This window comes from Pseudoruegeria sp. SK021 (assembly GCF_002119405.1).
Lineage (GTDB): Bacteria > Pseudomonadota > Alphaproteobacteria > Rhodobacterales > Rhodobacteraceae > Meridianimarinicoccus.
The window spans coordinates 54,247-67,198 of the sequence record NZ_MTBG01000020.1 but is presented as its reverse complement, the minus strand read 5'-3'; the positions used below and the strand labels follow the sequence as shown (position 1 = coordinate 67,198).

Sequence of the window (12,952 nt, the reverse complement as noted above, 5' to 3'; positions counted from 1 at the left end):
CGGCGCGCGCACATTCACGGACATGTTCGACGCAATCGCCGACATTTGCGACCTATACTCAACCGACGAATGCTGGAACTACTTCACGGCTGCCGGATATGTCGCAGGTTAAAGGCGGGACGCTTTAGGATTTGAGACTCTCGCGACGTTGTGAAGACCTCGCCGTTGAGCAGTTCGTCCCTGAAGTGGGCGTTGAAGCCCTCGCAGCACACCTCCGCTTTCCGCCGACCAAGGTCGTTTTCTCGCGCCCGCAGCGAATGACCGGAATCCGCCCCCCCTACCGAGTGTCTTGCAACCGCAGCAAAAACTACGCACCGATGGCAAACGGCAGAAAGGTCCGGCACAGTAAGATTTCAAACGCCGCGCAGAGGGTCGTAAGTATCAGGCGAGAAATCAAAGAAAGCGGAATGCGCTGCCGAATGGCTCTATACACAAACGGCGGACGAACCCGTCCTCCGGGACACTGTCATAGACATCGAAGGTCGGCTGCGCTTTCGGTCGCCATATCGCAATTATGCGAACCGGCTGCAAACTTTGATTGAGAATATTTACCGCCTTCGTCACTCTCGCGGTGTGTTCCTAAAATCCGAGAATAGGTTCCAGCGGCGCTGGCGCAGACCAATTCTGGCGGGTGGGGCTACTAGATACAAAAGCTCATCCATTTTCTTGAAATGCTGCCATTCCAGCCAGCTACGCCATAGCAGCACGGGCAACATACAGATGAGGCAGGCAAGAGACACGAACCAAACCGTCACAAGCGGATTGACTAATACAGCAGGCGGATGAAAAGCTAGGATTACCAGAGACGAGATAAACACCAAGCCGATCGCACAGAATGCATGCTCGACCTGCTTGCTTTTTCCACAGATTTCAATCCATTCCCTCTCCAGCTGCAAGCGAAAGGACCGATGATCGCCCTGTTTCGTCACTGGCACTGCTTCTTTTCGAGTATGTCTATCCATATCCGAACAGCGTCCATCCCCAGCAGTCGGCCCTCACCCATTTCGCCGAACCACCGTTCCAGAATGTCGCTAAAGTCTGTCGCAGAAACGGCCTTTTTGCTCTCCAGGCGATATTGCTCGAGTGCGTGGGCAAATGCTCTCAACGCCAGCCCTTCTTCTGTTCGAGTGGGTAGACCAATCCCGAACAGAAGCCAATCACTGGAAATGTTATAGAGTTCATGCAACTTGGCAATTACTGCCAGCGACAAGTCAGCCGATTCCCGTTCATAACTGTGATACGTCCTCACTGAGACACCCAACAGTCGAGCGAACTGAGCTTGAGTCATACATTGGTCAATACGAACGGCTTGAAGCCGCAAACCGCTTCCCGTCTCCGAACCAGTGGCGACCGCATTTTCAGGCATGGCTATAGAACTCCTACCCCAACTATTCCAGTCTAGAGAACCGCGCCAGTTTTCACAATCAAAACGTTACCGGCAAATTTTCGCGTTTCCTCTTGATCTGAGCGAATCACTCTGACTAAGGTGATTGTGAAAAGTTCACCCTTGATCCCGAGGATGACGCGGATGTCGAGATCAAAGAATCTTGTCGATATTGAACTGCACGATCACGTCAAGCGTTTGCTGCGTGCTCGAAACATCACTTTCTCAAGCATTGCCAAATGCTTGGGCTGCAGCACAAGCCTCATTACTATGGTCTCGCAAGGACACAGAAGGAATGCCTTCGTCGAAGACATGATCGCTTCGAAAGCAGGCGTTGCGCCGGACGAACTTTGGCGGAGACGCTCTGACACCCGAGGCTCGAGACCAAGCACAAGAAAGGAGATCGCAATGCCCAAATAGAAACGACCCCGAAAGCTGACGCTTGCCGAGGCCGCTAACCGATTGGTCGTCGATAGCTAATCCTCCCGCGTCAAAACTGAATTGTCAATCGCATATGCCATTCCCGGCAGCATGCAATCTCATTTTGTTCTCTCAAAGGAGGAGCGCCCTTGGGCGATCGGGAAGACTTTGCCCGATCTCGGGGCCAACACGATATGAAAAAACCTTGCAGAAATTCCTTCTCCCGCCCACTTCCGAGCCGGGCCACGCGCAAACCTGCAGCCCGCTCTAAGGCAAGCAGCCGCGGCAGTGTCACCGGCAGCGTAGGCTCAGACAAACCACGGCTGCGTTACTACGAAAGCAAACGCGAACAGGAAGTGCTATACTTGCTACACGCGCGCCGCGACGTGGTGGATATCTGGGATCAGCCCCCGCCAATCACGTATCGCGATGCCAACGGATGCCCGCGAGAGCATACATTCGACTTCCGCGTAACGCTTGATGACGGACAGCGGATCGCGATCGCAGTGAAGCCGGAAGCTCTTGCCCAGAGACAACGGTTTCGCGAGACGCTGAGGTTGATCCGTGCCGCCACCCCGCTCAGTTACGCTCGGGATGTGGTTCTAGTGACAGAGAGATCCTACACGCCCGCTGACGCGAGAAACGCGCAGAAACTGCATGATTTCCGGCGCACCCCCGATCCCGTGGCTGATACAGCAATCGCGGCCTTAATTGACGGCCTGACCGGAGCTACGACGCTAGCCGAGTTAGTTGACGCCTCCGGACTCAAAGGGCGGGGCTTTCGAGCGTCGTTTCGCGCCATCTTTTCCGGTTTGCTGCGCTCTGTCGATGGCGGTGACATCCTTCCTTCATCCGTCGTTACTGCGGAGGTGGCTCAATGACCCAGCACTTTCGCTTCCACGACACTGACTGTCTCGAAATCTCCGGTGTTGAACATCGCTTCGTCAGTGCCGACAGATCCGGATCGGTCTGGGCACGGCTCTTGGACGACAAGGTCCACCTATCGTTCAAGTCGGAGGAGTTCATGCAACTCATTGCAAGGCCGGATACCCGCTTGAAACGGGGTCATTTCTCGGATCAGGCAGCCCACCGCCGACTTCGTTGCGATATCGAATACCTGCAGAGCGTTGCGCCGAAAGTCCGCGCAAAAGCTCTCTGGCAATCGGCCTGCGCGCGGTTCTTTCTTGAGGCTGAGGCCCGTGGGGAAACCAAGCGCACCGAGCGGACGGTGAATGAGTTGAGGCCGGAGCTCGAGCGACGTGTAAATACCGCTGAAAGAGGTGCTAAGGACACCGGTCGCGCCCCGCGTGCAGGACAGGAAACCACAAACCGGCGATTTCCCTCGGCGCGACAACTCCTTGAGTGGGTCCGCAAATACGAGGCCGCTGGGCGCAGCCCAATCGTGTTTCTGCGCAAACGTTCCCTCAGCGGCGGCTCGCGAAGGCTGCTCGCCGAGTCAGAGAGCATTCTTGCAGAATGTACTATTGGCTATATGGACCGCAACGAGCCTAAAGCGGCCAAGATCATCGAGAATGTACAGGACCGTTTCAGCGAGGTGAACCTCGGCCGCGCCGAGGTGGGCCTCCCGCCCCTACCGGTACCGGCAGCGCGCACGGTGAGGAGACGCATTGGTGCGTTCGATAAGTTCGAAGTTATAGCACAAAGGAAAGGCATTGAAGCCGCCCGGCAGAAGTTCGGTTTCTACGAAAGCGGGTTGCCCGCAGACTACCCACTCCAGCGGGTGGAGATGGACGAATGGTTGATCGACGTATCCACCCTGCTCGGCGATAGCGGTGCCCTTGACGGGCTTTCGCCCGAAGAACGTGCGCGTTTCGAGGTCGGGCGACGCTGGATCTACGTTGCACTCGACTGCGCAACACGGTGCGTTTTGGGATTTAGGATCGTTGCAACACCCAACTCATCGGACGCGATCCGTACCCTGCATATGATCCTACAGGACAAAACCTCAATTGCTGAGGCCGCCGGCTGCGAGAGCATCTGGGACCAGTCGGGGGGCATCGGTGCCCTGGTCACCGATCAGGGCTCGGCCTTCGCTGCCGAGATCTTCCGTATGGCCGTAGCTGATCTCGGCAGCACCTATGAGGCCCCTCCCGCGGGCGTACCGAAGCTGCGCTCCCGGGTCGAGCGCATCTTCCGAACGTTCGGACTACAACTTGCGCCCATGCTGATCGGTCGAACCTTCTCCGACTCGAGGGAGCGTGGAGACTATCCGTCAGAGAAATGGGCTGCGCTGACCGATGACGAATTGGCAAGGGTGTTCACACTGTTTATCGTCGACATCTACCACAACACCCCGCATTCAGGCCTAAATGGCGAGACCCCGGCAAATGCTTGGAAACGCCTATCCGCAGAGATGGGCGTGACCCCGCCACCGGATGCCAACCACCGGCGAGTAGTCTTCGGCATTCCGCTTTCTCGCAAGCTGGACCGCCATGGGATCCGCGTATTCGGAATCAATTTTACCTGCCCAGAGCTTCAGGATGCTCTCCTGAGAGGCACCCAGGACGAAATTCCGGTTCGGGTCGACCCGGACGATCTGACGTATATATCGGTTTGTCTCGGGCACCGGTGGTTCAGCGCGGAAGCGGTGTCCCATGCGGTGCGGGGCCTACCGCTGGAGGAATGGCAGAGCATCGTGCGCGATCTACGCACGCGTTTTCGAGATCAGGCCATTCTTTCCGAAGACGTCATTCGCAAAGCACGTAAAAAGATCCGCGCCATCGACTCACGCGCTCGGCAGTTACGCCGCGTCCAGCCACAGCATCTCAACGCCGAGGATCTGCAGCGCGCGGAAAATAGGCTTTTCCTAGGGCTAAGCATCGGGCCCAAGGGATCCGCGGCAACTGGCAACCTCGACTCCCAAATCCACCCTGAGCGCCCCCATGAAAGCGACCTCTTGCGCGGAGTCATCCCATCGCCCGGACCGGAAATATCGCAAGGCTCCGATAGCCCCGATCACTCGGTCGACTCCCCCAAGCCCAACTGGACGTTCAAGCGTGACTAAATATCCCACCGACATCCCGCAGCGCGTTATCGCGCTGCGGTCCATCTTCGTCGATCAGCCTGCGTGGCTCCAGCTCGAGGAGCAGTTCCACCGCTTGCTGGAAAACCGTCGCGCGGAAATCGCGACCAACGTTGTGCGCGAGACGCGCGGTATCGCCCTCATTGGCGCTTCCGGCAGCGGCAAGTCGACGGCCATCGCACGTCTGTTGCGTACATCACCCAAGCTTGTCCTCGCTAATACCGAAAGCCACCGGTGTGACGTGATCAGCCTCACCGTTCCGTCGCCGGCCACACTTAAGTCTCTCGGGCGTGCGATCGCTGAGGCGCTCGGGCGGCCTCTGAAGCATGAGAAAACCGCAGATACCACATGGGAACTCGTGCGAGCATTCCTCAAAGAGCGCCGCGTGCTTTTTTTGCACCTTGACGAGGCCCAAGATATTAGTCGCCACCAGACCCCTAAGGAGATGCAGGCAATCGTCAACACCTTGAAATCCCTTATGCAGCACAAGGAATGGCCTGTTGGCTTACTTCTTTCGGGCATGCCCGGCTTGCGTGACCTGCTCAACCATGATCCGCAACTTTCGCGTCGAGTCTATCCCGTTGAACTTCCGCGCTTGAGCCCGGTCGGCGACACCGAGGCGGTGAAGGAGATGATCAGATTCTACGCCGACGAGGCCAACCTAGATTGTGCCGAGAACCGCGATTACTCGGATCTCGCAGCCCGCCTTATCCATGCCGCTGATCGCGAGTTCGGGCTCGCGATCGAGATGACCATTGATAGTGTGGAGGAGGCGTTACGTGCCGGCTGCACACAAATTGATAACGGGCATTTCACCGCCGCCTTCGCTCGCCGCTCAGGCTGCATCCCCGGCCTAAACCCATTTATTGCCGAGGATTTCGAACGGATCAATGTCCGCAAACTACTCGACCGCGGGGAGGAGGAATGATGCCCCTTCCATTAACCCTTCCATCGTCGCCGCTGGAAACGCCCACCTCCTACCTATCCCGCCTCGCTGCCCGAAATTTTGCTCCCCACATTCTGGACTTCGCGATAGACCTAGGCTTGGATTTCGCCGCACTTACCAATGGTAAAGACAGTTCTGTTCGCCATCTCTGCGCTTGCGCTGGCCTACCCGAAAACAGTTTTGCCAAAACCACCGTAGTTAAAACTTCAACGATGAAATACGGCTTTGGCAAGGAGGTGATGACCACCGAGGTCCTCGATCGGGGGGGCATCCGTTACTGCCCCTGTTGTCTGTTGGAAGGGCTGCAGAGACACGCTCCACCATGGACGGTCATCCATCAGGCAAGCTGGCAGATTGTTCAGATCCGGCGCTGCACTTGGCACGGGATGCGGCTTCGGCGTTACAGTACGAAATACGACCCTTTCACTCGTTTTGACTTCACGCGGATACTCGCGGAGGGACGCCTGGACCTTTCCATTGGTTCGGTTGAAGACACGGCCGACGCCTTAGATTTTTACCTCGAAGCAAGGCTCCGCGCACAGCAGGACGAGAACTGGTGCAACCGAATGCAATTGCCCGCACTGATCAAGGCGGTGGAAGCATTTGGCGTGACGCTGAACCACGGTCGCGAGACCGTGACTTCGCAGCTCGCTACCGAACAGCGTCGGGATGCAATGCTGACCGGATTCGAAGTTCTCTCACTCGGAAAGGACGGAATCGTGGAAAGTTTGCGCGACTTTACTCTCTCCTCCAGAAATGCCGCGTCATCCCCACAAGAGCATGCTTGGGCGCGTTTCGGAGCCCTTCAGCGCCTGTTGGGCTCCCACGCCAAAATGCGGGAAGACCTGCGCCCCCTACGCGAAATCGTCCGCGAGTTCTTCCTCGCGAACTTTCCCTTCAAGGTCGGAACCATGGTGCTGGGTGAGAAAGTGACGGAAGAACGCATCGTGTCGATGCGGACCGCTTGCAGGGCCGTGGGCGCACGGCAATCGCTGGTCGAGGAAATGCTAATCGCCCAAGGCCTCGCCGAACGCGACGCGTCTGGCCGCTTTCGCCTCTTCAACCTACTCACTCCGGAGATCGTCTTTGAACTTTGTCACGAAAGATTCGCCTGGCTTAACCAGGCGGAAACAGCGGCATATCTCGGCTGCAGCTTCGCAATGTTCCAGCGGTTAGCCAGAAGCGGGCTTCTCGCGCCAACGGCTGGCAATGAACTGAGGGCTCGAAAAGGATTTTACCGAAAAGATCTCGACGCATTCCTTCAACGGATTTTTGTCGATGCGCCGCGCCTCGACATCGCACCTCTTGGCTGCTTCACACTGGAACAGGCTGCGAGGAAGGCAAAGTGTAGTGCCCCAGACATCATCAGAATGATTTTTGATGGGGATGTACGCCCGGTTGGACGGGTGACTGATCGGTTAGAGTTGCGTGGCCTTCTCGCAAATGCCGACGGTATTCTTGAGATCCGGCATGCGCAGGAACCGAATGGGCATCCGACCGCCCACGCCACCAGTTCCCTTTACATGACCAAACGAACGTTAGATTTTCTCGTCGAACAGGGCTTGCTTGAAAAACGACGGATGAAGAGTAACCAGACCGGGCGTACCACCCCACTGATCACCGCACAGTCGTATCTTACATTCGATGCCATCTATTGCACCTTGGGCAAGCTGCAGGCAGAGGTGCCTCACATGCCCCTACAGCAGCATTCCCACTTGAAGAAGGCAGGGATCGAACCGGCGATCCAGGAGCGGGGAATAACGAGAATCTATAAACGAGAGGAACTGCGCGCGAAGGACTTCCTCAACTGAAGCAATTGCAAACCCCTTCTCCGGGCCGTCATCATCCGAGAATACACCCACCAGTCGTTTAAGCGTATTTGCTTGCATTTGCCAAGTATTGAAGTGCGCCCTGCTTCATCCGGTAAGGCTGACGCGGCCACATCTTAATGCAAACAGCACGACTGCGAAAATTTTCTGGGCTTCGTCGGGGGACCCCGATTGTCTGGCCTAAATTGATCAGGCACTAAACTAACGCGGATAACCCATAGAACCGTCTCCACGGAGTGTATTGCCGCCGAGCTTCCAAAACATTCAGATCCTGCTTGTCAAAGCTCGTGCGAGCATGACCATTCGAGCGGCCGCCTGTTTTGTAAAAACAGGTAAGATACACTGTCCCAAAGGAAGGATAGTGGTCAGTGAGGAGGAATTATGTGGCAATTGACACTTATTTCATTGGTCGGAGTGAGAGGATTCGAACCTCCGGCCCCTGCCTCCCGAAGACAGTGCTCTACCAAGCTGAGCTACACTCCGACCGTTGCAATGCGCAGTAATCGCTTCAAATCCGAATTGCAAGAGCCGTTATGTGCCTTGTTATTTTCCACCTCTGCTGCGCCACCGTAGCAGCGCACTGACCCTTGGATATGTCCCGGTTTCGTGCCGGCCATGGGTGGCGCTGACGGGTCGGTTTTCGGATGCGCCCCGGCGTCCTTCCCGGAAAACGATGTAGAGACCGCTGGAGATAATGATGCAGGCGCCCACGACCGTGAGGACATCCGGCACCTCGTCAAAAAACAGCAGGCCGAACGCCCCGGCCCAAATGATTTGCGAGTATTGCATGGGGGCAACGATGGCGGCCTCGCCGGCACGATAGGCCGCGATCATTAGACTGGTGGCCAAAAAAGCCAGAAATGCCACCGCTGCAAGACCGCCAAAATGCAGCAGCGGCATCGGCTTGTACACAAAGGGCAGCAAACAGCCCATGACGATGATGTTGGCCAGCATCGGGAACAACAACAGGACGACGCTCCGTTCATCCCGGCCGATCTTGCGTACAACGATCGAGCCTAACGCACTAAAAAAGGCCGCAGTCATTGCCGCAGCATGGCCCAGTTCCAACTCGGTCGCGCCGGGCCGTAGGACCACCAGAACCCCGATCAATCCGACCAGAACCGCGCCGCAGCGATGCAGCCCGACACTTTCCCCCAGCACTGGAATGGAGAGGATCGTCACCAGCAGGGGGGCCGCAAAGATGATCGCATAGGTCTGCGCCAGCGGCAGCACCGAGAACGCATAGAACGCGCAGAAGCCGGTGATCAGTGCGGCCAACGTCCGCAACGCGGTCCACCACGGATGGCGCGGTCGCAAGGTGCCGGGCTGGCCATCGCGGATCAGCATGAGCGTGACAAACGGGAACCCCAGAAGCACACTGAAAAACAGAATCTGCACCGGAGAATAGACCCCGCCAAGCAACTTCACAATGACATCGTGACTTGCATAGAGGGCGAAGGCCAAAAGCGCGGAAAGCGCCCCGCGGACATTGGGAGACAGCTTTGACATGATCAAGACTTACCGGACAGAACGGGCGACCTTTCTGTTCATAGACCGCCCGTCAGGCCGTACAAGCCTCATTTCCGGTCGCGGCATCGAGTGGTGACGCTTTGGCATGTCTGGTGCGGGATACGCAGGCCCGGCTACATGGCCAGACCTGCGCCTCATATTAGAGGCTTGCGTCCAACGCGGCCAGAACCACATCGCCCATTTCTGTGGTCGAAATCGGCGCAATGCCTTCTTCGCCGATCAGATCCGCAGTGCGAGCGCCGTCGGCCAGAACTTTTTCAATCGCGGCCTCAAGGCGGTCGGCCTCTGCGCCCTGATCGAAGGAATAGCGCAGCGCCATCGCAAAGCTGAGGATACAGGCAATCGGGTTGGCCTTACCCTGCCCTGCAATATCCGGAGCCGAGCCATGCACCGGTTCGTAGAGAGCTTTCGGCAGGCCGTTCGCGCCCGGCGCGCCCAGCGAGGCCGATGGCAACATGCCAAGGCTGCCAGTCAACATCGCCGCCGCATCCGACAGCAGGTCTCCGAACAGGTTATCGGTGACGATCACGTCGAACTGCTTGGGCCAGCGGCACAGTTGCATCGCGCCGGCGTCGGCATACATATGGCTCAACTCGACCTCGGGGAATTCCTCGGCATGGACCTTGGTCACCACTTCGCGCCACAGCACGCCGCTTTCCATGACGTTGGCCTTCTCCATCGAGCAGACCTTGTTGTTGCGCTTTTTGGCCAGTTCAAAGGCCGATCGCGCCACCCGTTCGATTTCGCTTGTGGTATAGCGCTGGGTGTTGATGCCCACCCGTTCGTTGCCTTCCATGAAGATGCCGCGCGGTTCGCCGAAATAAATCCCGCTGGTCAGTTCGCGGATGATCATAATATCAAGACCGGCGACCACATCGCGTTTCAGGGATGAGAAATCGGCAAGGGCGTCAAAGCACTGAGCCGGGCGCAGGTTGGCGTACAGGTCCATTTCTTTACGCAAGCGCAGCAATCCGCGCTCGGGCTTCACACTAAAGTCGAGCGTGTCATATTTCGGGCCGCCGACCGCGCCCAACAGGACAGCGTCAGCCTCTTGCGCCTTGGCCATGGTGGCGTCGGTCAGAGGAGTGCCATGCACGTCATAGGCGGCACCGCCGACCAGATCTTCGCTGACGTCGAATTTCAGCCCGCGCTTGTCACCGAACCAAGTGATGACGCGGCGCACTTCCGCCATGACCTCAGGTCCAATTCCATCACCGGGTAGAATGAGCAGAGTAGGCGTGGTCATCGGCGCAAATCCTTTTCGAGTAGAGGGTTGCGGATGCCTAGCCCGTCCCCCCCACGCGGTCAAGAAACACCGGACGCGCCAACAGTGGCGCAGCGCCCTTCAAGGGAACTCGAGATCGACCCAGACCAGCCGTCCGCGCGACGCCGCGCGCCCGCCCTCGCCCAGCAATGCCACATCGGGGTCGTCCGGCGTCGGCCAGAAGACGCCTGCGTCCAGCACTGTCAGATCAGCAGATGGCAGGACGTAATCCACCCGCATATTTCCCGGCTCCCCCTCGGCGTCCCAGGCCACGGTGTCGGTCCGCGCAATCACCGGATCCCGCTGTCCGGCAATGGCAGCCCCGGCGCTTTGCGGCATCGGGTCTTGAATGCGAGGGTCCGCCAAAAGGGCAACAATTTCGGATCGATGCCCTTGGCCGCCGGTCGGATCCAAATTGGCGTTTCCGATCAGCACGAAGGGGGGATCCGGCGGCAGCCACGGCAAGGCCCCGTCCCACAAGACGCGCCAGAACCGTACCTCGTCCCGGTTGCGCAGCCCGTTGCGATCCTCGGGCCCGTCAAAGACCGGTGGGGTTGCATGAAACGCCAAGAGGTTCAGACGCCGGCCATCGGGGAGCAGAACCGGCACATCCCAATGGCCGGTGGTCGAGAGCCGTTGTTCGGCCTGCGCCCGGCGCGACGGAAACGGCACGCCGGCGACTTGCGGCAGAATCGCCCCGGGCAGGTCCTGCCACAACAGTCCAGAAAAGTCGCGAGTGCGGTCATGGTCGAGGGGATACCGCGATAAGATCGCCATCCCACTTTGCCCCGCGAACCAGCCGAAGCCTTGCGCATCGGCCGGACCGCCCAGACGACCGTCGCCATCCAGATCCAATCCGCTCGCACGGCCGGTGTTCGGCCGAAACGCAAACCGATGCGGGTAGTGAGCCCCGCCCTGCGCCAAAACATCGGCGAAAGCCGCCAGCGCGACCCCGCCCAGATCGTAATCGAACCGGGTCAGCAGGATCACATCGGGATGGATCCGAGCAATAATCCGTGCCGCGGCCAGAACCTGCGGGTCATCGCCCTTCAGGATATCCCGCAACAGCAAGCCGGGGCGTTTCCGGTCAAGTTCCACCGTATAGGTGGCGATCCGCACCGGGTCGGCGCCGTAGGACGGCACCACCCCCAGCGTCAGCCACAGCGCGATGATCCCGAGAAGCCGCATTGCGCCAGACAACGCGACACTCGTTAAGACAAGGTAAAGACCGGCCTGATCAGACCCAAGGGCGGGCTTGTGCGGCGGCAACCTCAAACGCGTCGATCTGGGCGCTTTTCTCTAGGCTGAGACCGATATCGTCCAAGCCATTCAGCAGGCAATGCTTGCGGAAAGCATCAACTTCGAAGGCGATGCAGCCGCCATCCGGCCCGGTGATCGTCTGGCTTTCCAGATCGACGGTGACAACGGCATTGGACCCACGCTGCGCGTCGTCCATCAGCTTGTCGACATCTTCCTGAGGCAAAACAATCGGAAGGATGCCGTTCTTGAAGCAGTTATTGTAAAAGATGTCGGCGAAACTGGTCGCAACAACGACCCGGATACCAAAATCCAACAACGCCCAAGGCGCATGTTCCCGCGACGAGCCACAGCCGAAATTGTCACCCGCCACAAGGATTTCTGCGTTGCGATAGGCCGGTTTGTTCAAGACAAACTCTGCGATCTCATTGCGATCATCGTCATAGCGCATCTCGTCGAACAGATTGACGCCCAACCCCGACCGCTTGATGGTTTTCAAAAACTGTTTCGGAATGATCATATCCGTATCGATATTGATCATCGGCATAGGCGCCGCGATTCCAGTCAGCGAAGTGAATTTTTCCATGTGGTGTCTTTCCGAAGGTTACATCATCGATGCGGCGTAGTCCGAAGCAGCAGATACGCCCTGCCAAGGTTTGGAAAAGGCGCACGCGGCAAACGGGTCATGACCGATCAACCGGCGGCCCATTTCAGAGCCACCGTGCGTTCAGCGCGTAGCGTTGCGCAAGAAGAAGGCCAACGCGATCAGACCCGCGCCATTGAACAAAAGTTCGATCCCAAGCAAGATCCCCAAAAGCGAGATCGACGCCGCCGCAAAATTGGCGACGATATAGCCCGCCAGCAACACTGACAGCGCCCCGGACACCAGCATCGGCCAAAAGAACTGGGTGGCCTTCATCGTGAAGGCCAGAACCAGCCGGATGATGCCGCTCGCAGCCAGCAGGATCGTCACCAGCATCGTCAGAGAGATCGCGCCTTCAAGCGGGTTGGTGATGAAGGACAGGCCGATCACCCCCATCAACATCCCCAGCACGATCGACAGGACCTTATGACCGGTTCCCGGCTCACGCCAACCGGCGATGATCTGGAACACCCCGATCAGCAGGAACAGAATCCCGGTCAAGGTTGTCACGGCCATAGAGGCCGCCACGGAATTGCCCAGTACAAAGATCCCGAACACAACCGACAGGACCCCGAGGATCAGCCATTTCACCCAATTCTTCATCTCAAATCGTCCTTATGACCGCGGCCAACCGGC

At 58.1% G+C, this 12,952-nt stretch carries 12 protein-coding genes and 1 tRNA gene; 5 read left to right on the top strand and 8 right to left on the bottom strand.

Annotated elements, in window-relative coordinates:
* Positions 1–560 precede the first annotated feature (560 nt).
* A complete protein-coding gene (locus BV911_RS12760; protein ID WP_086054002.1) occupies positions 561–929 on the bottom strand; it encodes a hypothetical protein in 369 nt (122 codons plus the stop codon).
* Positions 926–1,366, bottom strand: coding sequence for a helix-turn-helix domain-containing protein (locus BV911_RS12755; protein WP_086054001.1), 441 nt, complete (start codon positions 1,364–1,366; stop codon positions 926–928). Before BV911_RS12755 ends, BV911_RS12760 begins: the two co-directional genes overlap by 4 nt.
* 153 nt (positions 1,367–1,519) lie before the next feature.
* Here BV911_RS12755 and BV911_RS20385 point away from each other — a divergent pair, with 153 nt between their 5' ends.
* From BV911_RS20385 to BV911_RS12730, 5 genes are all read left to right on the top strand, one after another.
* Positions 1,520–1,804, top strand: a complete 285-nt coding sequence (locus BV911_RS20385; RefSeq protein ID WP_371588156.1) for a helix-turn-helix domain-containing protein — start codon at positions 1,520–1,522, stop codon at positions 1,802–1,804.
* 365 nt (positions 1,805–2,169) lie between these two features.
* Positions 2,170–2,685 (top strand): TnsA endonuclease N-terminal domain-containing protein, encoded by a 516-nt coding sequence (locus BV911_RS12745; RefSeq protein ID WP_168184062.1) that lies wholly within the window; start codon positions 2,170–2,172, stop codon positions 2,683–2,685.
* The gene (locus BV911_RS12740; protein WP_086053999.1) at positions 2,682–4,829 is read left to right on the top strand and encodes a Mu transposase C-terminal domain-containing protein; all 2,148 of its coding nucleotides are present in this window, start codon (positions 2,682–2,684) and stop codon (positions 4,827–4,829) included. The genes BV911_RS12745 and BV911_RS12740 overlap by 4 nt, the downstream gene beginning before the upstream one ends.
* Positions 4,822–5,775: an ATP-binding protein gene (locus tag BV911_RS12735; protein WP_086053998.1), complete on the top strand. Its 954-nt coding sequence runs from the start codon at positions 4,822–4,824 to the stop codon at positions 5,773–5,775. Before BV911_RS12740 ends, BV911_RS12735 begins: the two co-directional genes overlap by 8 nt.
* Positions 5,772–7,604: a TniQ family protein gene (locus BV911_RS12730; protein WP_086053997.1), complete on the top strand. Its 1,833-nt coding sequence runs from the start codon at positions 5,772–5,774 to the stop codon at positions 7,602–7,604. Before BV911_RS12735 ends, BV911_RS12730 begins: the two co-directional genes overlap by 4 nt.
* Before the next feature lie 424 nt (positions 7,605–8,028).
* On the opposite strand, the gene BV911_RS12725 is transcribed toward BV911_RS12730, so the two are convergent.
* The 6 genes from BV911_RS12725 to BV911_RS12700 all read right to left on the bottom strand — a co-directional run bounded on the left by BV911_RS12725 (position 8,029) and on the right by BV911_RS12700 (position 12,919).
* Positions 8,029–8,105 (bottom strand) — tRNA-Pro (locus BV911_RS12725).
* A 60-nt stretch (positions 8,106–8,165) separates the two neighbouring features.
* Positions 8,166–9,122: a DMT family transporter gene (locus BV911_RS12720; RefSeq protein WP_086054008.1), complete on the bottom strand. Its 957-nt coding sequence runs from the start codon at positions 9,120–9,122 to the stop codon at positions 8,166–8,168.
* Between the two features lie 169 nt (positions 9,123–9,291).
* A complete protein-coding gene (gene leuB, locus BV911_RS12715) occupies positions 9,292–10,398 on the bottom strand; it encodes a 3-isopropylmalate dehydrogenase (RefSeq protein ID WP_086053996.1) in 1,107 nt (368 codons plus the stop codon).
* A gap of 99 nt (positions 10,399–10,497) precedes the next feature.
* A complete protein-coding gene (locus BV911_RS12710; RefSeq protein ID WP_371588153.1) occupies positions 10,498–11,616 on the bottom strand; it encodes an endonuclease/exonuclease/phosphatase family protein in 1,119 nt (372 codons plus the stop codon).
* Positions 11,617–11,653: 37 nt separating this feature from the next.
* Positions 11,654–12,259, bottom strand: a complete 606-nt coding sequence (leuD, locus tag BV911_RS12705; RefSeq protein WP_086053994.1) for a 3-isopropylmalate dehydratase small subunit — start codon at positions 12,257–12,259, stop codon at positions 11,654–11,656.
* Positions 12,260–12,400: 141 nt separating this feature from the next.
* Positions 12,401–12,919 carry an HdeD family acid-resistance protein gene (locus tag BV911_RS12700; RefSeq protein WP_086053993.1) on the bottom strand — a complete coding sequence of 173 codons (519 nt, stop codon included), beginning with the start codon at positions 12,917–12,919 and terminating at the stop codon, positions 12,401–12,403.
* Positions 12,920–12,952: the final 33 nt, after the last annotated feature.